A 22,760-nucleotide genomic window follows, 5' to 3' on the forward strand; every position below is an offset into this window, starting at 1 on the left:
AGGCAGCACCTGGCACGGCTGGGACGGAAGTCGCTGTCGTTCTCAAAATCGGTGGAGCTGCATGACAAAGTCATCGGGCATTATCTGAACATAAAACACTATCAATAAGTTGGAGTCATTACCTCACCGCGGTTTAAATATACTTTTCTTTTCAAATAACCCCGACAAACATCTCATTCTCAGGGTATAATGAAAATTCCGAAAAAGAAGACTGGATACTTCATCTATCGGTTCATTCAAATACGAGAAAAATGCTATGGATAATCATATCTCATCCAGGGCCTTGCTACATCGAAGGGATGTTATAAAGAGCAATCCGCGATTCGGTGAGGCAATATCAGAGCACTACACAATTAATGACACCATCTACAAAAAACAACCTTTGTTCTACAAGACAATGCTGCAGGAATCACGATTCAATATTATTCTCTCCATGTGTTGTTTTATTTTTGGAAATCAGGCCGAGTCAGTTTCAGAGATTAAAGAATTATGTTCTCGCTATAAGATAGCCAGCCCTAACAGCGTTATTGCGATCATTACGATACTCAGAACTACCGGGCGCATCAGGACCTGGCGCTGCACGGAAGACCGCCGTAAAACGAGAATCGCGCCCACTGAAAAAGGTCTTAATGAACTTAAGCGTTATATGTCCGGTGCTTTTTTGCCCGTCAGTATTCTTTACCCAGCATTTAATATTAATGTTAACCTGTTGGATAATGATATTTTGAGAAACAACTTTTTTCGCCGCGCGGCTGAATATCTTTTTCGGGGATTAACGTTCCGAAAGGTGCTGCCAGAAGTGGGATTATTTATCGATAAAGATGGCGGGCGTATGATTATGCTTTATCTTTACCTGCAGGCCATGAAAAACAAATCTGCCCATGGTGCCGTCATTGAATATTCAGCAAGCACGCTAGCAAAAGAATTTTTTGTTTCGCGCATTCACGTCAACCGAATTATTAAATCGGCACAAGAGGCAGGTTATCTTAAAGATCGTGGTGATGGTCGAATGTCGATATACCCGGCGTTTCTCGAACTTGTTGAAAATTATGCCGGATTATATTTTGCGTATGTTACCCATTACATCAACGTTGTACCTAAAGAGCGACGCCACGCTCAAAACATGACGTCAACCGTATAATTCACCAGGCGTTCGGAATTCCGAACGCCACTCATCTATCGTTCCCGCAGCGCCTCTTTTGCCTTGTTCAGCGGTTTCAACAGATAATCCAGAATGGTTTTGCTGCCGGTTTTAATGTCTACGGTAGCAATCATGCCCGGAAAGACCGGGAATTCCTGACCTTGCTTATTGGTCAGATGGTTACTGTCGGTACGGATATAGACGCGATAGTAATAAACATCTCTTTTCACCTCATCCTGCATGGTGTCCGGCGAAATCATGGTCACTTCCCCTTCCAGCCCGCCGTAAATGGAGTAGTCATAGGCCGTCACTTTTACCAGCGCCTTCTGTCCGGGATGGATAAACGCCACATCGCGCGGCGAAATTTTCGCTTCAACCACCATCTGATCGTCAAGCGGAACCAGACTCATCAGCTTGCCGTTCGGCGGGATGACGCCTCCCACGGTCGTAACGTCGATATCCTTCACGATCCCGCGAACCGGGGCATTGAAGGTCAGCCGGGTCAGAGAGTCTTCCCGACCCTTCATCACCGAACGCTGGGCTTCAATCTCCGCATTGGCTTTCGCCAGCTCTTCACGGGCGCGAACGTAATACTGGTTTTTCATCTCGGTGATTTTGTTCTCAAGCTCATTTTTCTGACGCTCAAGACGCAGCACCTCCACCTTGCTGGCCGCTCCCTGGGTCACCAGCGGACGGGTTAACGACAGTTCGCGCTGCACCAGCTCGGCCCCCTGACGCAAACCGGCCAGTCCTTTTTCGAGGCTTTCACGACGGGACTGGTAGAGCGCCGTTTCCTGTTTGACCAGCTCAACATCGTCATCCAGTTCTTCCGGAAACGCGAGTTCCGTGTCGTTCACCTCGGCCTTCAGGCGCGCCGCCGTTGCCAGTGCCGCATTCAGACGAGACTCACTCTCCAGCACGCTCGACTCGGTTTTCGTCCGGTCAAGCTGCGCGAGCTGCTGGCCGCGTTCCACAATGTCGCCTTCGCGCACCATCAGGCTGCGGATAATGCCGCCTTCCAGGGACTGAATGACCTGCTCATGCGAAGACGGTATCACCTTACCGCTGCCGGTGGTCACCTCATCCAGATGGAACAGGCTTGCCCAGGCGATAAACACCGCCAGCAGGGCAAACAGCGACCATGCCACCAGGGTAGAGCGCGGCAGGCGAGGCTCCTTCAGCCGGCTATTGAAACGAGACAAATCATTCATGCCGCGCCCTCCTCTGCAACCGCCGCCGGCTTCATGGTCACGGTGCGCTGTGCTGCTTTTTGCGGTGCCATACCGTGCTGGTGCAGGATAGCGTCGCGCGGTCCGTCCATCACCACCTTGCCGTTTTCCAGCACGATGATGCGGTCGACCAGGTCCAGAATCGGCAGGCGATGCGTCGCCACGACCAGCGTCCGGCGTTTACCCAGCCATTTGTGAAGATGCTGAATAAACTACTTCTCGCTCATTTCGTCCAGCCAGGCGGTAGGTTCGTCCAGCAGCAGGATATTTGGTGAAGTGATCAGGGCACGCGCCAGCAGCAGCGCCTGACGCTGTCCGCCGGAGAGGCCCGTTCCGCCTTCGTTAATGATGGTGTTCAGCCCCATTTTCTGCTTGCGCACAAACTCCAGCGCGCCGCTGTTGACCAGCGCCTGATGAATTTCGTCATCGGTGGCGAGCGGGTTCCCCATCAGGATGTTGTCCCGCACGGAGCCAAAGAACAGCCGGGCCTGCTGGCTCAGCAGCTGCATGTCCCGACGCACGTCGGCCGGGTCGAGGTGATTGAGCGCAATATCGTCCAGCAGAATGCTGCCCTGCTGCGGCTCCTGCATGCCCGCCAGAAGCTGTAACAGCGTGCTTTTCCCGGAACCATTGCGTCCAAGCACCGCCACGCGCTCCCCGGCGCGGATCTGCAGCTTGCTGATGTTGAGCACGGTGAGTTTCTCTTCCTCGTCGTAGTAAAACCCTACGTCCTCAAGCGAATAGTCGCCGCGCAGGTGGGCCTTGTGCACCTTCTTGCCGTGCTGCGGATCGTCAATCGGACGCTGCATCAGATCGTCCAGCCCCTTGCGGGCCACTTTCGCCGACTGCCAGCGCGAGAGCACGCCTGAGATCTGCGACAGCGGCGCAATGGTCCGCGACGCCAGAATCGAGGTCCCGACCAGCGCACCGGTGGTCATATCGCCGCTGATGACCAGATAACACCCCACCAGCAGCACTACCGCATAAACGATGGACTGCACCTCCTGCGTCCAGGTGAGCAGCAGGCCCGTCAGCCAGCGCTGCTTCATGCCGACGCTGGCGGCGACGTCGTTGGTGTTATTCCACTGGTTCTGGAAACGCTGTTCGGCGCGCATCAGCTTGATGTCTTCAATGCCCTGCACCGCTTCCACCAGCGTCGCGTTACGGATGGCGGATTCGCGCATCCCTTCGCTGGAGAGTTTCCCCAGCGGGCGCTGTACCAGCAGGCCCGGGATGAGCAGCAGCGGCACGGCGAGCAGAACCACCAGCACCAGCGGACCGCCAATCATCCACAGAATGAAGACGAACAGCAGGAAGAACGGCAGATCGGAAATCGCCGCAATGGTGGTGGAAGTGATCAGCTCGCGCACCGACTCCAGCTCGCGGATCTGCGCGATAAACGATCCGGTTGATTTCGATCGCGCGCCGTTTTTAATCCGCAGCGCGTGGGCAAAAACGCGTTCAGAGATACGCAGGTCGGCGCGCTTGCCCACTACATCAGAAATATGCACCCGCAGCATACGCATGATGAATTCGAACACGATGGCAATCATCACGCCGCCAAACAGCACCCACAGCGTGGCCTCCGACTGCGACGGCACCACCCTGTCGTATACCTGCATGGAGAAAACCATGCCTGAGAGCGCCAGCACGTTAGCCACCAGCGCCACAAGCATAATGTCGCTGTAGCGTCGCCAGTCCTTCAGCGCCAGCTGCCAGAACCAGTTTTTCTCATACGGTTTGATGTAGTCATCCACGCGGGCATCCGGCGTGGATTCAAGCGGGCGCAGTACCATCAGGCCCTTTAACCGCGACCCGATCTCCTCGCGCGTCAGCGTCGTCTCCAGCCCCGCATCGCCGCTGAACTGCAGGCTGACGTTGCCTTCGTTGTCCATGCGGTTGATCACCGCAATCTGCCCGCCGGTAAATTCCGCCAGCAGCGGCAGACGCCACGGATCGAGGGATACCGCTTCCGCCGCCACCACACGCATCCCCAGCCCAAGCTGGCGCGCCATCTCCTCCAGCACCAGCTGGCGCGGAGACTGGCTTTCATGGTTAATCGTGACCCGAACATGCTCCGCGGAAAAATCCAGCCGGTAGTGCTTCGCGATGATGAGCATGCCCTGCAGCCAGGGTTCGTACAGTGGATGTGTCTTCATAAGGCTACGTCCTGTCCAGAGCGGTAATTCCGCCCTGAAATGATACCTTTACGGGATGATTAAAAAACGAACGCTTTCTAAACGAGCCCGCAAAATAATCTTGTGAAATATAGGGTTATGACTATTCGTGTAAAGAAATGCCAAAAGGCCGCGGGGATCGCTCCCCGCGGCGTTGTTTTACGCAATTAACAGCTGATGGTTCGCCAGCAGCGTCGCCAGATCCGTCTGCACGCCGTTCAGCGTCACCAGAGTGGTCGGCGAGAACTGGCCGCCCGTACCGTCCAGGTCAACCTGGATCTCGGTATTGCAGCCGTTCTGCACCACGCGGATGTAATCGCTGATATTGCCCGCGCTGCTGTCCAGCGTGGCCACGCCGTTCACATAGTTCGCCGAGCCCGTGCCGGTATAGCCGCTGCCGGAGAGCAGATCGCGCAGGTCAATACGATCCGTGTCCGCTGTCCCTTCCCAGGTCCCGACCGTAAAGCCGTTCACCACGTCGTGACCGTTACCGCCCGTCGCATCCGACGCGTTGATCAGCTTGTAGAGCAACGTATCGTGACCGCCGCTGCCAATGTTGAAGGTGTCATTTCCGCCGCGGCCTTCGAACTGGTTATCACCGCTGTTGCCGGTGATGACGTCGTCGAAATCCGAACCGTTAATCCCTTCAATGTTCAGCAGACGCGTGGTGCCGAACCCGGTGTCCTGCGCGGTTGAGAGGCGCAGGTCAACGGTTACGCCGGAGGTCGCATTGCGGTAATCCACCACGTCCATCCCACCGGTGTTGCTCCAGGTGTCATAGTCGGAATGGGTATTCCAGCCGCCGGAACCGTTGTAGGTATAGGTGCCGTTTTCCGCGATAAAGGTGTCGTTATACCCGGTCCCGGTGATAGTCCCGCTGTGGCCGCCGGTGGCGGCTTCGGCCGTCAGGACATAGCCCTCCTTGCCGTTGCCTGCCTCCAGACCGCTCCAGGTGACGTTATCCGACACGCCGTTGGTGATCTTCAGGATCTCAGCCGAATAGGTTTCATTCGGATCCAGCCCGTAGAAGCTCACCAGCGCAGAGGTATCGTTCGAACCGATACCGGATTGGGCGTTGATGATCTGCGAGGCCACCAGCACGCCCGCGGCGTTGTACAGATTGACCGTGTTGCCGTAGTAGGCGTTGATGCCCTCGCTGTCGACAATGTGCAGATGCATCGCGGTGCCGTCAGCAATGGTTTTGCTGTTTTGCACCAGCACCACCTTGCCGTTCTGCTGAGAAACCAGCAGGTCCTGCGCGCCGTCCCAGTTGTAGTCGACAGCCGCCACGCCGGTGACGTTCGCCAGGCCTGAAGCCAGCTGGCTTGAGGTCCAGGTAGAGCCGTAACCGTTGTTGGTGAACAGGGTCGCCGTTTGCGAGCCGCTGTAGGTGCTGAGCTTGACGATGTCCATCTGTCCGTCGCCGTTCCAGTCCACCGCCACAGACAAATAGCCCGCCGCTGCGTTAGAGGCTTCTACCGCGCTCTTGGTGGCCGAGAGCTTCCCGGTACCGTCGTTGTAGTAGATCACCCCGCCGTTGTTGTTGTAGCTGCTGCCCAGGTACAGATCCATGTAGCCATCGCCGTTGAAGTCCGCCCACGTCATGGATGCCGCCGTGGTGGTATTTGAAGCGTTTGCCACAAACACGTTCGTCAGGTTCTGACCGATGGAGAGCGTGCCGTTACCGTTGTTGTTGATCACGGTTAACGAGTACGCGCCGCTGCGGTTAGTGTGCTGGACAATATCTACCGTGCCGTCGTTGTTCAGATCGACGCCGGAGATTTCACGCATGGTGGTGAATTGCCCCCAGAAACCTGCTCCGCCATTGGTCCCATCCGGCGACAGTACGCCGTTCTTGTTGATCAGGTACGTAATGGAGTCCGCGCCGGAGTCACCGTAGGCCAGATCCAGATAGCCATCGCCGGTTTTATCGTACGCAATTACGCCGCCGTACCAGATGGTAGTGCCCATTGCCAGTTGGCTGGCGTTATAGGTGCTGCCATCGTAGGTCCACATCACCTGCGTTGACCCGGCGTAGGTATTTTCCGTCGCGAAAATGTCCTGCGTGCCGTTACGGTCAAAGTCGGCGGCGGTCTGGCTCACCACGTAGTAGTTACGGGTATTGGTCAGCGTATTGCCGGCATAGGTCGAGCTATCGCTGCTGGAGTATGACTGGCCGTTAGCGATGATATTCCACAGACCGCTGCTGTTCATGCCGAGGGTCATGGTGGAGTTGTTGCTGTTCCCCGCCGCGGTTGCCCAGTCGGTATTCACCGAGGTGGTATCAATCACCAGGCTGCCGGTCGCCGTACCCGTGGTATTGCCGTTACCCGCGCTGCTCTTCACCTGCGCGGTCACGCTGTAGCTCGCCACGCTCAGCGCATCGCCGTCCGGGATCTGCAGATACCAGGTGTTGTGATCCGGGTCGACTACCACCGCACCGCCGGTCTGGGAGGTGTAGGTTTTGCCGTTCACCGTCACCACCAGATATTCGCCGTTCACCAGGTCAGCGGAGACGGTACCGCTGACGATCGGCGTAGTGTCCGACGTGGTCTGCGCGGTAATCGCCGCCGTGGTGGTCGGGATGCTGGTATCGACGTTCAGCACAAAGCCGTCGGATTCCGTGTAGTTTCCGGCCCTGTCGGTGACGCGCACGATGTAGGTGTGATTCCCGTCGCTCAGGCCGTTGTCCTGGAAGGACCAGCTCGCGCTGCCGTTCATGGTCACCTGGCCGAGCAGTACCCCATCACGGTAGAGCTGCACGATCTCGCCGTCATCCGGGGCACGGTTCAGCGTCCCGTTGATCAGCGGCGAGTTATCGTCCGTTGCCACCGCGCTGCCAAAGGTGCCCTGACGCTCGCCTTCGCCGTCGGTGTAGCTCACGACCGTGCCAACCGTGGTCGGCGGCGTGGTGTCTACCGTGACGATCTGAGACGCGGTGGAACCCACGTTGCCCGCCTGGTCGATAATCCGCACCTGGTAGGTGTAGTCGCCGTCAGGCAGATCGCGGGTATCGGTGTAGCTCCAGCGCTGGTTGGTGACCGTGGTATCGAGCCACGTATTCCCGCCGTCCAGGCTGATCTGTACGCGCTCGTCGCTTGCCAGCGCGCTGCCCAGCGAACCGTTGATGGTCAGCGTGGTGTCCATGGTGATGAAATCACTGCCGGACTGGCCGGTATCTTCGCTGATGCTGTCGATGGTGACGCCGTACTGCGGCGCCTGGGTATCCACCGTCACCGCCTGCGAGGTGGTTGCCCCCACGTTCCCCGCCAGATCGACGACCCGTACCTGATAGTTGTGGCTGCCGTCGGTCAGGGTACGCGTGTCGCTGTAGCTCCACTGCGTGCCGCTCACGGTGGCGTATACCCAGGTGCTGCCGCCGTCCATGCTCACCTGCACGAATTCACCCGCGCCGAGTTCTGCGCCGAGCGTTCCGTGCAGCGTGTACGAGGTCGAACTGGTCAGGAAGTCGTTATTGTCGAAGCCGGTATCCACGGTGATGTTATCCACGGTCACCGTAATCGCCGCATCCGGGGCGACCGTATCGACGGTCACCTGCTGATGGGCGCTGGCGCCCACGTTACCGGCCGCATCCACCACGCGAACGTAGTAGTCATAGGTCTGGTTACCCAGCGTGCGGCCGTCCACGTAGTACCAGCTGTTGCCGGTGACAATCACGTTCTGCCAGGTGACGCCGCCGTCGATGCTGATCTGCGCGTATTCGCCGTCGGCCAGCGTCGCGCCGAGCGAGCCGTGCAGCGTCAGGGACGTGTCGCGAGTGATAAAGTCGCTGCTGCTCAGGCCGGTATCGTCGCTGATGCTGTCGATGGCGATCGTTTTGCTGGCGTCCGGCGCAACGGTATCAATGGTCACCACCTGAGAGGCGGTGGCGCTGATGTTGCCCGCATCGTCAATCACGCGCAGCTGGTAGTTGTAATCCCCGTCGGCCAGCGTGCGGCCATCGACGTACGTCCAGCTCAGGCCGCTGACGCTGACGTCGGTCCAGGTGACGCCGCCGTCAAGGCTAATCTGCGCGTGGTCGCCGCTACCCAGCGCCGCACCGAGCGTGCCTTTAAGGCTGATCTGGTTGTCGCTGGTGATAAAGTCGCTGCCGGACAGGCCGGTATCCTGCGTAATGGAATCCACGGTAATGGTGGTTGCCGCAGGCTTCGTCAGATCAATCACCACGTCCTGGCTGTCCGTTGCCCCCACGTTGCCCGCGTTATCAATCACCCGCACCTGGTACTGATACGTACCGTCCGTCAGGGTGCGGCCATCGGCGTAGCGCCAGATGGTGCCGGTCACGGTCAGGTCAATCCAGGTGACGCCGCCGTCGAGGCTGATCTGCGCCTTCTCGTTATTGCCGAGCTGCGCGGTCAGCGAGCCGTTGACGACGACCTGACTGTCGTTGGTAATGAAATCCGTTGCGCTCAGGCCGGTATCGTTTTGCAGCGAATCAATACTTATCCCCATCGACGGCGCGGTGAGATCCACCGTGACGGTATGGTTATCGCTGGCGCTGTTGCCGATGGTGTTGCTCACCTGCGCATTGATGACGTACGAGCCGCCGTCTGCCAGCGCGGTCACGTCAGCGCTGCCCACCGTATAGCTCCAGGTACCGTCATTCTGGACGGTAGCCGCATAGGTTTTACCGTTCAGCGTGATGGTTACCGTCTGGCCTGCAGGCGCGTCGGTGGTACCGCTGATAACCAGCGGCGTGCCGTGCTCGGCGGCGTTGACGATATCATCCTGCGCAAAGGTGTTGATGGTGATGGTTGGCACATCGCCGTTCAGCGTCACGTCGTGCGTTGCGCTGCCCGGGTTGCCCGCCTTATCGTTCACCGAAGCGGTGATGGTGTACTGCCCGTCGCTCAGGCCGAGGAAATCACGGCCCGGCACGAAGACCGACCACGATCCGTCCGCCTCGACGGTCGCCTGATAGCTGTGCCCGTTGAAGGAGACGGTCACCGTCTGGCCCTGTTCCGCCGTGGTCGTACCACGGATCGTCTGGCCCGCCAGCTGCTCCGCGTTGTTGACGATATCGTCATCGGCCACGGTGCTGATGGTCAGGGTTGGCGCAACGGTGTCTACCGTTAAGGTGTGCGTGGTCTGGCCGTTATTACCGGCTTTATCGTTGACCGAGGCGGTCACCGTCAGCGCGCCCTGGCTCAGGACGGCCAGATCTGCCGCCGGCACGTCGAGCGTCCAGGTGCCGTCGCTGCCGACAAGCGCAGTATAGGTTTTGCCGCCCAGCGTCACGGTAACGGTCTGACCCGCCTCCGCGCTGGAAGAACCGTGCACGGTCAGCGGCTGCTGCGCTTCCGCGGCGTTCAGCATGTCGTCAACCGACAGCGTCCCAATGCTCACCACCGGCGCAGTGGTATCCACGCTGATAGTATGCGTTGCGGAGGCGCTGTTGCCCGCGCTGTCCTGTGCCGATACGGACACCTGATAGCTGGCGCCATCGGCCAGGGCGCTGACGTCTGCAACCGGTACGGTAGTCGTCCAGGTGCCGTCGCTCTGAATGGTGGCCGTATAGCTCTTGCCGTTCAGGGTCACGGTGACCTGGGTCCCGCTGGCGAACTGCGCGCTGGAGCCGTTAATCACCAGTGACGAACCGGCTTCAGCCGCGTTGATGACGTCGTCACCGCTAACGGTGTTCACCGTCAGCGCCACGGAGGCGGTGTTGACCACCACGTCATGGGTCTGGGTGCTGCTGTTACCCGCGCTGTCGGTAATGGTCGCGCTGAGGGTCACGGTGCCGTCGGTCAGGGCGGAAATCACGCTGACCGGAACGCCCACGCTCCAGTTGCCGCTGGCGTCAACGGTGGTGGTGTACTGGTGCGAACCGAGGGTAATAACCACTTTATCCCCGACGTTCGCGCCGGTTGCCGACCCGCTGACGATCTGCGCCTGGCCGTGCTCCACGCTGTTAATGACGTCATCGCCCGCGACAACGTTAAAGCTGACGGTCGGCGGCGTGGTATCAAGCGTAATTGTTTTGCCCGCGCTGCCCGGGTTACCCGCGGCGTCGCTCACGCTCACCTGCACGGTGTAGCCGTTATCCGCCAGCGTGGAGAGGTCGCTGCCCGGAACGTTAACGCTCCAGATGCCGCCCTGCTGCACCTGCGCGGTATAGCTCTTACCGCCCAGCGTCACGGTGACCGTCTGACCGACTTCCGCCGTAGTGGTGCCGGAGATTGCAACGCCCGCAGCCGCTTCGCTGCCGTTAATCACGTTATCGCCTGCAACCGTATCAATGGTCACGGTTGGCGCAGTCGCGTCCACGCTGTACTCCCGGCCCGCCGACGCGCTGTTGCCGTGCGCGTTAGTGACGCTCACCTGTACGCTGGCATCGCCGTCCTTCAGGCCCGCGAGATCCGCAGACGGCACGGTGGCCGTCCAGTTACCGTCAGCATCCACCTTCGCGATGTAAGTCTTGCCGCCGAAGGTAACCGTAACGGTCTGGTTTTCCTCCACGTTCGAGGTGCTGCCGGAGAGCACCAGATCCGCGCCTTTTTCCGCCGCGTTAATCACGTCGTCGGTGGCAATCGCATAGATGCTGATAGCCACCGACGCCAGGTCGACGGTCACGTCATGGCTGATGGTCACCGGGTTGCCCGCCGCGCTCTGACCTGCAACGGTCACGGTGACGGTACCTGCTGCGAAGGCCGCGACGTCTGTCGCCGGGATCGCCGCGTTCCAGGATCCGTCTGCCAGCACGGAGGCCGCATAGGTTTTGCCATTGACGGTCACGGTGAGCGTTGTGCCTGCCGCCAGCCCGTCGCTGGTGCCGGAGACGATCAGGTTTTGAGTATGTTCGATGCTATTGATCACATCGTCGCCCGCCACGGTATCAACGCGCAGGCCCGGCAGGCTGGCGTCTATAACGACTTCGCGCTCGCCGGTCCCGGTGTTGCCATGGCCGTTGGTGACGGTTGCAGACACCGTCAGGTCACCGTTACCCAGCGCCGTCAGGACGGACTCCGGCACGCTCACGGACCAGGTCAGATCGCTCTGCACCGTCGCGGTGTAGGTGTTGCCACCAATGGTCACGGTGACGGTATTGCCCGCCTCCGCGTTCGTTACCTTGCCGCTGAGGGTCTGGCCGGCCGCCACTTCCGCCGCGTTAATGACGTTATCGCCCGCCACGGTGTTGATGGTGACGGTCGGCAGCGCGGTATCCACCAGCAGGTTCGCGGTGTTGCTCACGCTGTTGCCCACGCCGTTGGTCGCGCTCGCGCTCAGGGTGTAATTCGCTTCGCCCAGACCCGCCAGATCCGCTGCCGGAACGGTCAGGCTCCAGGTGCCGTCTGCCGCCGTCGTGGCCGCGTAGTTTTTGCCGTTCAGGGTCACGGTCACCACGGTGCCTTCCGCGAGGTTGGCGCTGGTGCCGCTGACGCTCAGGTCCTGACCTTTCTCCACCGCATTCAGCACGTTATCGCCGCTGATGGCGTTGAAGCTGACCGAAGGCAGACCGGTATCGACGGTCACGTTATGGCTGCCGGTACCGATGTTGCCCGCCGCGTCGGTAACCGACGCCGTGACGGTCACGGTGCCGTCGCTGAGGCCGGAAATCACGCTCGCCGGGACGCCCACGCTCCAGTTCCCCGCCGCGTCCAGCACGGTGGTGTACGTCTGGCCGCCGATGGTGACGGTGACCTTATCGCCCGCAGCCGCGCCGGTGGCGGTGCCGCTGATGATGTGCGCCTGGCTGTGTTCTGCGAGGTTAATGACATCGTCGCCCGCCACGGTATTGATGGTCACCGCAGGAACGGTGACGTCCACCGTCAGAGTGTGATCAACCAACGCCGGGTTGCCCGCCTTGTCGCTTACCGATGCGGTAACGGTCACGCTGCCGTCCGTCAGGGCCGCAACATCGGCCGCCGGGACGTTGAGCGTCCAGCTGCCGTCCGCGCTGACGGTTGTGGTGTAGTCTTTGCCGTTCAGCGACACGGTCACCGTCTGGCCAGCTTCTGCAGAGCTGGTACCGGACACGGTCAGATCGCTCTTCGCTTCGGCGGCATTCAGAATATCGTCCGTCGCCAGGGTATTAATCGTGACGGTCGGCGCGGTGGCATCCACGCTGTACTCACGTCCCGCCGAGGCGCTGTTGCCGTTGACGTTGGTGACGCTCACCTGCACGCTGGCGTCGCCGTCTTTCAGACCCGCCAGATCGGCCGCTGGCACCGTGGTCGTCCACTTGCCGTCGGCGCCTACGGTCGCGGTGTAGCTTTTGCCGCCGAAGATGATGGTGACGGTCTGGTTTTCTTCGACGTTTGAGGTAGTGCCTGAGAGCACCAGATCCGCGCCCTTCTCGGCCGCGTTAATCACGTCATCGGTGGCGATGGCGTCAATGCTGATGGCAACGCTCGCCAGATCCACCGTTACATCGTGGCTGATGGAAACCGGGTTACCGGCGCTGCTCTGGCCCGCAACGGTCACGGTAACCGTGCCAGCACTCAATGCGCCGACGTCCGCGGCCGGGATCGCCGCGCTCCAGGTGCCGTCCGCCAGCACGGTCGCCGGATAGGTCTTGCCGTTTACGGTCACGTTCAGCGCCGCGCCTGCCATCAGCCCGTCGCTGGAACCGGTGATAATCAGGTTCTGCTCGTGTTCGATGCTGTTGATCACGTCGTCACCCGCCACGGTATCCACGCGCAGGCCCGGCAGGTTAGCGTCGATCGTGATATCGCGCTCAGCGGATCCGCTGTTGCCGACGCCGTTGGTCACGCTGGCTGACACCGTCAAATCGCCGTTGCCCAGCGCCGTCAGAACAGATTCAGGCACATCGACGGACCAGGTGAGATCGCTCTGCACCGTTGCGGTGTAGATGTTACCGCCAATGGTCACGGTCACGGTGTTGCCCGCTTCGGCATTCACCACCTTACCGCTGATGGTCTGGCCGGCTGCCAGCTCTGCCGCGTTAATGACGTCGTCGCCCGCAATGGTGTTAACGATCACGCCCGGCAGAACGGACTCCACGTTCACGGTGTGAGACGCGCTGGTGCTGTTACCGACGCCGTCCGTCGCCGAGGCGGTGACGGTGTAAAGCGCCTCGCCCAGCTGACCGACTTCGCTCGCCGGAACGGTGGTGGTCCATTTTCCGTTATCGTCCACCTGCGCACTGTACGCTTTGCCGTTGAGCATCACGGTCACCACCGCGCCTGCCGCCAGGCCGGAAGCCGTACCGGAGAGGGTCAGATCCTGGGTTTTCTCAGTATTGTTGATTACATCGTCACCGGAAACGGTGTCAATGGTCAGCCCCGGCGCGGTCAGGTTCACCTCTACGCCGTGCGTGGCGCTGTTGCTGTTGCCGGCTTTATCGGTCAGCGCCGCGGTGATGGTGTAATCCCCGGCGGCCAGCGCGGTGACGTCCGCCGCAGGCACGCCCACGCTCCAGTTGCCGGAGGCGTCGAGAGTGGCGGTGTACGATTTGCCGTTGAGGGTGACGGTGACCACATCGCCCGCCGCCGCGCCGGTCACGGAACCGGTGACTATCAGGGCCTGCGCATGCTCGGCGCTGTTGATCACGTCGTCGTCGGAAACGGTGTGAATGGTCAGCTGTGGAACGGTGGTATCAACCAGCACGTCGCGATCCGCGGAGGCCGGGTTGCCCGCTTTATCCGATACGGCGGCGCTGACGGTGTAGTTTCCGTCGGCAATCGCGCCCAGATCGGCGGACGGTACGGTCACGCTCCAGCTGCCGTTAGCCTCAACGGTGGTGGTGTAGTCCACGCCGTTCAGGGTCACGGTGACGGTCTGACCCGCTTCGGCGTTGGTGACGCCGTTAATCACCAGATCCTGCTGCGCTTCGGCCGCATTGATGATGTTGTTGTCGCTGATGATTTCAATAGACACCGTCGACGCGGTAGCGTCCACGCTGTACTCGCGGCCCGCGGACGCGCTGTTGCCGTTCACGTTGGTGACGCTCACCTGCACGCTGGCATCGCCATCCTTCAGGCTGCCCAAATCGGCAGACGGCACGGTAGCCGTCCAGTTGCCGTCGGCATCGACCGTCGCGGTGTACGACTTGCCGCCGAAGGTGATGGTGACGGTCTGGTTTTCTTCCACGTTGGTGGTGGAGCCGGACAGCACCAGGTCCGCGCCTTTCTCCGCCGCGTTAATCACGTCGTCAGAGGCAATCGGGTTAATGCTGATGGCGACTGCCGCCAGATCCACCTTCACGTCATGGCTGATGGAAACCGGATTGCCCGCCGCGCTCTGGCCGTCCACGGTCACGGTGACCGTGCCCGCATTCAGCGCGCTGACGTCTGCCGCCGGAATGGCCGCCGTCCAGGTCCCGTCTGCCAGCACGGTTGCGGCGTAAGTTTTACCATTGACGGTCACCGTTAACGCCGCGCCCGCTGCCAGGCCTTCGCTGGAGCCGGTGATAATCAGGTTTTGAGCGTGCTCGATGCTGTTGATGATATCGTCGCCCGCCACGGTGTCGACCCGCAGGCCAGGCAGGTTAGCGTCTATCACGATTTCGCGCTCGCCGGTGCCGGTGTTGCCGTGGCCGTTGGTGACGCTGGCTGACACGGTCAGATCGCCGTTCCCGATGGCGGTTAAGGTCGTGGACGGCACGTTGACCGACCAGCTCAGATCGTCCTGAACCATCGCGGTGTACGTATTGCCGCCAATTGAAATCGTGACGGTGTCACCGCTCGCCGCGCCGCTCACTTTCCCGCTCAGGGTCTGTCCGGCAGCCACTTCCGCCGCGTTAATAACGTCGTCCGTGGCGACCGGGTTGATGGTGACCTGCGGCAGCGCGCTGTCGACCAGCACGCTGTGACCGGTGCTCGCGCTGTTGCCCGCGGTGTCGGTTACGCTCGCCGTCACCACATAGCTCGCTTCGCCTAGCGCCGAGACGTTTGCCGCCGGAACGGTCACGCTCCAGTTCCCGCTCGCGTCGGCGGTGGCCGTATAGTTGATGCCGTTCAGCGTCACCGTAATGGCGGTTCCTTCCGGCTGGTTGCTGGTGCCGGACACCTGCAGATCCTGGCCTTTCTCGGTCGCGTTGATCACGTCGTCAGCCGCCAGGGTATTGATGGCAATCACCGGCGCGGTGAGGGAGACGTCAAACTCGTGCGTCGCGCTGGTGCTGTTACCGGCTTTGTCGGTGAGGGTCGCGGAGATCGTCTGCTCGCCGTTTGCCAGCGCGCCCACGTCCGCCGCCGGAACGCCCACGCTCCAGCTGCCGGACGCGTCCAGCATGGCGCTGTAGTCTTTCCCGTTCAGGGTCACGGTAATCACGTCGCCCGCCTGCGCGCCCGTCACCTTACCGGAGACGATCAGCGCCTGGCCGTGCTCGGCAATATTCACGACGTCGTCGCCCGCAACGATGTTGAACGAAATCTGCGGTACGGTGGTATCGACCAGCACTGAAGAGCCCGCGCTGGCCGGGTTGCCTGCCTTATCTGACACGGTCGCCGTTACCGCGGCGCTGCCGTCGGTGATGCCCGCCAGATCCGCCGCAGGCACGTCCAGCGTCCAGCTGCCGTCCGCCTGCACCTGCGCGCTATATTGGTTGCCGTTGAAGGTCACGGTGACCGTCTGGCCCGCTTCGGCAGTAGAGGTCCCGCTCAGGGTCAGATCCTGCGCCGCCTCTGCCGCATTCAGCATGTTATCGCCGCTGATGGTGTTGATGGTAACCGTCGGCGCGGTGGTGTCGACGCTGAATGCCTGCGCCGAAGACGCGGCGTTGCCGTTCACGTTGATGACGCTGACCTGAACGCTGGCGTCGCCGTCTTTCAGGCCGCTCAGATCGGCAGCCGGAACGGTCCAGGTCCAGTCGCCGTTGCCATCCACCGTCGTGGTGTAGGTTTTCCCTGCGAAGGTGATGGTTACGGTCTGGCCCGCTTCAACACTGGAAGTGGTGCCGGACAGCACCAAATCCTGGCCTTTTTCCGCCGCGTTAAGCACGTTGTCGTCGGTCACGCTGTTGATGGTGATGGCGACCGGCGCGAGATCGACGTCCACGACGCTCCCGATGGTTACCGGGTTGCCAGAAGCATCCTGCGCGCTTGCCTTGATATCCAGCGAGCCATCCGCCCACTGGGACACGTCCGCAGCAGGTACCGCTGCCTGCCAGGTGCCGTCCGCCAGCACCGTTGCGGAATAGGCTTTGCCGTTGATGGTCACGGTCACGGCGCTGCCCGCCGCCAGATCGGTGCTGGTTCCGGATACAATCAGGTTCTGCGCGTGTTCAATCACGTTGATCACGTCGTCGCCTGCGACCGTATCAATACGCAGTCCCGGAAGCTGGGCGTCGATGGTGAAGTCGAGCGAAGAGGAACCGGTATTGCCGTGCGCGTTGGTGACGCTGGCCGATACGGTGAGATCCCCGTTGCCGAGCGCGGTGAACTGGCTCTCGCTTAACGGCAGGCTCCAGGTCAGATCGTCCTGTACGGTAGCCGTGTATGTCTGGCCGCCAAGGATAATCGTGACAGTGTCACCTGGCGCCGCGTTCGTGACTTTGCCGGACAGGGTTTGCCCTGCCGCCACTTCCGCCGCGTTAACGATATTGTCGCCCGCCAGCGTGTTAATCGTCACCACCGGCAGCGAGCTGTCTACCAGCACATCGTGTGAGGCTGAGGCGCTGTTGCCTACGCTATCGGTGACGTTCGCCGTCACGGTGTAATTCGCTTCGCCCAGCGCCAGCACGTTTGCCGCCGGTACGGTCACGCTCCAGTTGCCGCTGGCGTCAGCGGTGGCCGTGTACTGAATGCCGTTCAGGGTCACCGTAATAGTCGTGCCTTCCGGCTGGTTGCTGGTGCCGGAAATCTGCAGATCTTCGCCTTTCTCGGTCGCGTTAATCACGTCGTCCGCCGCCAGCGTGTTGATACCGATGACGGGCGTCACGGTATTCACCACCACATCCAGCGAACTGCTTCCGGTATTGCCGGATCTGTCGGTCACGGAGACGTCAACTGTCCAGGTGCCGTCAGCCAGCCCCTGCACGACGGACGCCGGCAGGCCAAGGCTCCAGTTGCCCGCCGCATCCACCACGGTGGTGTAATCGACGCTGTTAATGGTGATGGTCACCAGATCGCCCGCTGCCGCGCCGGTGACGGAGCCGCTCAGGACCTGCGCCTGTGAATGGGCGAGCTGGTTAACGGTGTTGGTGTCGGTGACAAAGCTGTTGATGGTCACCTGCGGCACGGTCGCGTCCACCAGACCCACGCGGTCGGCGCTGCTGGTGTTGCCCGCCACGTCGCTCACGGTGGCCGTCACGGTAACGATGCCATCGTTGAGGGCACCGACATCAGCCGCCGGGACGCTCAGTTGCCAGGTACCGTCCGTCTGGACCGTAGTCTGATACGTTTTGCCGTTCAGCGTCACGGTAACCGTCTGGCCGGGTTCCGCACTGCTGCTACCGCTTAACAGTAAATCCTGCTGCGCTTCAGCCGCGTTGATGATGTTATCGGCGGTCAGGTTATCGAGCGTAATCGCCGGTGGCTGCGTATCCACCGTGACTACGCGCGACGCGTCGGCACTGTTGCCGTTGACGTTAGTGACGCTGACGCTCACCTGCGCGCGCCCGTCGATGAGTGTTTCCATGGCGCTGGCGGGCACGGTCAGGCTCCAGGAGCCGTCCTGCTGCACCTGCGCGGTGAAGGTCTGGTCGGCGAATTTCACCACCACGGTCTGCCCCGCCTCCACGCCCTGCGTCTGGCCGGAAATTGTTAAATCGGCGCCTTTTTCTGCCGCATTCAGCAGGTCGTCGCCGGAGACGGTATCAATGGTGACCGCCACGGCGTTCAGATCCAGTTCAATCGGGTGTTCAGCCGCAACGGTGTTGCCCCAGGCATCTACCGCGCTGACGCTAACCGTGATGCCTCCCGCGCTCCAGGCCTCCAGGTCCGCCGCCGGGACGCCGATCTGCCAGTTGCCGCTGGCGTTAACCGCGGTAACGTAATCAACGTTGTTGATGGTAACGGTAATCTGCGTGCCGGCAGCCAGATGGGTGCTGGAGCCGGTGACGCTCAGATCCTGCTGCTGTTCGATCGCGTTGATGACGTCATCGCCGGAAATGGTGTTTACGCGCAGGCCCGGCAGTTCAGCATTGATATTGATATCGCGCTCGCCGGTGCCGGTATTGCCGTGCCCGTTGGTCACCGACGCGGTAAAGGTTAAATCCCCGTCGCCAAAGGCCTGAAGATCCGCTGACGGAATTTTCACGCTCCAGGTCAGGTCGCTGCCAACCGTTGCGGTGTAGCTCTTGCCGCCCACGGTGACAGATACGGTATCGCCCGCCGCCGCGCCGGTAACGCGACCGCTGAGGGTTTGATCGACGCCCGCTTCGGCGTTATTGACCAGGTTGTCGCCCGCAAAGGTATTGATAATGACCTGCGGAAGTACGGTATCCACCAGCAGCGTCGCCCCGGCAGAGCCGCTGTTACCCACGCTGTCGGTACCGCTGACGCTGACGGTGTAAAGGGTGTTCGCCAGATTCAGCACGTCGGAAACCGGCACCTGGACCGCCCAGATACCGTTTTCAACGGTGGCCTGATAGCTGACGTTGTTCAGCGTCACGGTGATAGCGCTGCCGTCAGGCAGGTTGCTGGTGCCGGTGAGGCTCAGCGGCTGCATTGCCTCCTGAGCATTCAGCACGTTGTCCTGGCTGATGGCGTCAATCGTAAATTCTGGCGGGTTTCCGCTCAGCGTAATATCGTGCGTGGCGCTGCCGGTGTTGCCTGCCGCGTCGGTCACGGAAACTGAAATTGTATGGTTACCTTCTCCCAACGCGCCCAGCACGGACGCCGGAACGCCTACGCTCCAGCTGCCGTCCGCCAGCACCACGCCGGTGAAGGACTGTCCGCCAACGGTCACGGTGACCACATCGCCTGCCGACGCGCCGCTCGCCTGCCCGGAAATAATCTGCGCCTGCCCCTGCTCGCTGATATTGAGGGTATCGTCGCCCGCCACGGTATCGATAGTGACGACCGGCGCGGTGGTATCAACCGTGAAATCTCCCGTCACGGACGTACCGTTGCCCGCTTTGTCGCTAACGTTAACCGTCAGACTGTGATTGCCCTCGTTGAGCGCCTGCACGTCGTTCGCTGCAAGCGTGACGGACCAGGTGCCGTCGCTACCCACCGTAGCGTTATAGTTTTTACCGTTCAGCGTGACCGTGACGATCTGACCGGCTTCCGCATTCGTTTTACCGGTCAGGGTCAGCGGCTGATTGTGCTCAGCCGCATTAATGATGTTGTCCTGCGCGAGGGTATCGACAGAGAGGGTTGGCGCGGTGGTATCCACGCCAATCGTCTGGCTGCCGCTCACGGTATTACCCGCCGCGTCTTTACCGCTGACGTTAACCGTCCAGGTGCCGTCGCCCAGCGCCTGCGCGTCTGCTGCAGGCACGTTCACGCTCCACGCGCCGTCTGCCCCGACTTCAGCCGCGTAGGTTTTGCCGTTCAGCGTTACGGTAAGTAAGGTACCCTGCGCCAGGTTTTTGCTGGCTCCGGAAACCGTAAAGCCCGCGGATTGTTCGCTGGCGTTCAGCACGTTATCGCCCGCCGTGGTGGCAAGCGTAATGGCGGCATCGGCGGTTGAAACCGTCACGGTGATACTACCCGCAGAGGTGGTTTTACTGCCGTCGATCTGCACGACCGACCAGGTATGCTCCCCGTCCGTTTGCGTCGGTAACATTACCGTCCACGTGCCGTCTTTGCCGACCATCGTGCTCGCAATGGTGCTGCCGCTACTGTCTTTGACCTGGATGGTCGCGCCCGGCTGACCGGTACCGCTAAAGGTTGGGTTGCTGTCGTCCGTGATCTCGTTTGCGCTCAGCACGCCCTGCTTGTCACCCGCTTTATCCGACAGCAGGAAGGTTGGCGTGGCGCTTTCCACCTCTTTCGTATTATCAATAACTTTTGTCTTAGTTTCGCCGTCGCCGCCGTTTGCCAGCAGTGCCCCGATGGCACCGCCACCTAATGCAGCTCCCGCAATCCAGCCCCACGGCGCGTCGCTTAAGACGCTTTCCTGTTCAAGGAAAGGTTGAATGCTGCTAATCGGTGTGGCCTGCGCGGTTAACTCGGTCACCGCAGCGCCTGACGCGTCCCCGGCATCGGCAAAAGAAATATGCGTCAGTTCCTGACGATCGTTGAATACCAGCTCTGACTGAGTATGCGTTTCAGGATCTTCAACAAAATAGTTATTGCAGCGAATAACGCTGCCATCTTTCATATAAATAAGGAGGTCTTTACCCTGGCGGACATAGCGCACCACATCCTGAGCAGAACCCTGGATTTCAATCACGCTCGGGGATGAAATAGAGACCGACAGATTTCCTTCGCCGGTTAATTTCGTTTTCTCCGCCGTTTTGCGAATGATGACATCAACAACTTTTATGTTACTCATATTCTTCTCCTTGCAGGTGTACGGATTCCTGTGGATATGTCCACCAGATGGATGTAGCTATCCCTGGGAAAAAACACCCATTATTTTCAGTCTTACTTTGCGCAACACTGCGCGTCTTTTATTAACTCAAATCGGGTAATTTTGCGGCAGCGTTTTTCTCTATTCCAATAAGCGGCATTAAATTATCAACCGCGGAAGCATAATTAATTGCCGAACTCCAGCCATCATACTCAGCGATTATTTTCGCCGAAGTAGCCTGCCAGACATCCTGCTCAACGCTGAGCAGATCGTTAATGCTCCGCTTGCTCAGGGTGTACTCATTTTTATAAACATCCCGGGCGCGCAGGGCATTTTCCAGCTGCTGCTTCCCGGCCTCCATTCTTCCCCGTGCGCCGGTCCAGTCCGCCTGCGCGACGGAGGCTTTTTGCAGGACGTCGAAACGCGCCTGATCGACCTGAGAGGAGGCCATCGCCCGTGCTCCTTCAGCCTGCCGCACTCGTGCGGAAACTGCGCCCCCCTGATAAAGCGGTGCGTCAATATTGAGCTGGATCTGGTCGTCCCAGTACGAACGGTTGTCCGATTCATAACGGGTGCGCCCGCCCTTCAGGCTTAACGTCGGCCAGTGCTGGGACTTCGCCGTTTCCACGCCGTACTGGGCAGAGCGCTCCATGTTTTGCGCGGCCATAACCGCCGGTATCAGCGAGTAATCAATGCGGTTGAGCGAATCAGGTTCAACCGCGAGGTTTGCGGGTACAGGCGAATAGTTTTCTGCCTGCATACCGGTTAATACCGCAAGCCGCGCGCGGGCGCTGTTTAAGGCGGCCTGATACTGTGCGACCGTCGCCTGCATGCCGGCAATACGCGTGCGGGTCTGGAGCTCATCGGAGGTCGAACTCACGCCCGCGTCGGCACGCAGCTTTGCCAGCTGCTCAACGTTTTTCAGCGCCTGAACGTTCTCCTTTGCCGCCTGCAGCAGATCGGCATAGCGTTTGACCTCGACGTAGCTCAGCGCCGTTTTTTCCGCCACGTCAGAGAGCGTGCCCATCAGCTGATAGCGATAGCTATCGCGCTGGGCCGAAGACTGGCTGATGCTGTTATTGGTCTTGCCAAAATCGTACAGCAGCTGCGTCAGGCTCAGCCCCCAGGCGGCCGAATTCTTCAGCGACCCGCTGGAATCGGTGGTCTGGCTGTGCCCTGTACTCCCGTTCAACGATATTTGCGGCATCCAGCCGCTGCGCGCTTCATCTATTTGTGCCTGGCCAATACCTAATTGTGCGGCCTGCTGACTAATAGACGGATCGCGATCGATAGCAAAAAGAATGCTTTCTTTTAAGGTTGTCGTGGCAACCGGGGCAATGCCCACCTGACTGCTATTGGCGTACGCAGTATTTATGGCTAATGAAATGAATGCCAGTGCTGCTGTAAATCGGCGTAACATAGGCTTTCGTAATATCGTCATTGTTATCTCCCTGACTCTGAGTGACACTGAAGCAATTACCCAAAAAGAGGTATAGATAATTAGACAAATATCTTATTTAGCATCCTTGCCGTATTTTAGGTAAAACTCCCCCATACCCATTTCCTCTGGAGATGAGATCTGCCTGCGTCTTATTTAAATTAAGAATTTACTTATTTCCTAAAGTGGTTAGCAGCATAACAAAATGCGTTATAAGCCACTACACCCCCAATGTTAATGTGGTGTTACAATTAAGAAAAAAGATGGGGTTTCTGGACAAAACTCTTAAAATGACCCTCAGATGAAACATATAAACCGACTGTTATTTACGGAAAATTCTTAATTTGCTCCCTGTACATTTTTGCGTTAATTTCCGCGCGGGTCAGACA

The 22,760-nt window shown here is 59.8% G+C and carries 5 protein-coding genes and 2 pseudogenes; 2 read left to right on the plus strand and 5 right to left on the minus strand.

Annotated features, from left to right (window positions below):
• The coding region (locus ACWYRJ_RS20850) for an IS1 family transposase (RefSeq protein WP_019725171.1) at nt 1–108 on the plus strand (108 nt) is incomplete at its 5' end.
• Between the two features lie 148 nt (nt 109–256).
• Entirely contained in the window at nt 257–1,141 is an 885-nt protein-coding gene (locus ACWYRJ_RS20855) for a helix-turn-helix domain-containing protein (protein WP_111964658.1), read from the plus strand.
• A 35-nt stretch (nt 1,142–1,176) separates the two neighbouring features.
• On the opposite strand, the gene ACWYRJ_RS20860 is transcribed toward ACWYRJ_RS20855, so the two are convergent.
• The 5 genes and pseudogenes from ACWYRJ_RS20860 to ACWYRJ_RS20880 all read right to left on the minus strand — a co-directional run bounded on the left by ACWYRJ_RS20860 (nt 1,177) and on the right by ACWYRJ_RS20880 (nt 22,374).
• The gene (locus ACWYRJ_RS20860) at nt 1,177–2,352 is read right to left on the minus strand and encodes an HlyD family type I secretion periplasmic adaptor subunit (RefSeq protein ID WP_455508548.1); all 1,176 of its coding nucleotides are present in this window, start codon (nt 2,350–2,352) and stop codon (nt 1,177–1,179) included.
• Nucleotides 2,349–4,529 (minus strand): annotated as a pseudogene (locus ACWYRJ_RS20865) (type I secretion system permease/ATPase). The gene ACWYRJ_RS20860 and the pseudogene ACWYRJ_RS20865 overlap by 4 nt, the downstream one beginning before the upstream one ends.
• 177 nt (nt 4,530–4,706) lie before the next feature.
• Nucleotides 4,707–20,597 carry an Ig-like domain-containing protein gene (locus ACWYRJ_RS20870; RefSeq protein WP_455508549.1) on the minus strand — a complete coding sequence of 5,297 codons (15,891 nt, stop codon included), beginning with the start codon at nt 20,595–20,597 and terminating at the stop codon, nt 4,707–4,709.
• Nucleotides 20,571–20,915, minus strand: a pseudogene (locus ACWYRJ_RS20875) (BapA/Bap/LapF family prefix-like domain-containing protein); the annotation flags it as partial. The gene ACWYRJ_RS20870 and the pseudogene ACWYRJ_RS20875, both read right to left, overlap by 27 nt.
• Nucleotides 20,916–21,036: 121 nt before the next feature.
• On the minus strand, nt 21,037–22,374 hold the full coding sequence (locus ACWYRJ_RS20880) for a TolC family outer membrane protein (RefSeq protein ID WP_133294365.1): 1,338 nt from the start codon (nt 22,372–22,374) through the stop codon (nt 21,037–21,039).
• Between the last annotated feature and the right edge of the window lie 386 nt (nt 22,375–22,760).

The organism is Enterobacter sp. (assembly GCF_977039595.1).

Bases quoted from the DNA above. Each gene is read 5' to 3' on its own strand.
- ACWYRJ_RS20855 (WP_111964658.1), top strand. From the start codon at position 257: ATGGATAATCATATCTCATCCAGGGCCTTGCTACATCGAAGGGATGTT.
- ACWYRJ_RS20860 (WP_455508548.1), bottom strand. From the start codon at position 2,352: ATGAATGATTTGTCTCGTTTCAATAGCCGGCTGAAGGAGCCTCGCCTG.
- ACWYRJ_RS20880 (WP_133294365.1), bottom strand. From the start codon at position 22,374: ATGACGATATTACGAAAGCCTATGTTACGCCGATTTACAGCAGCACTG.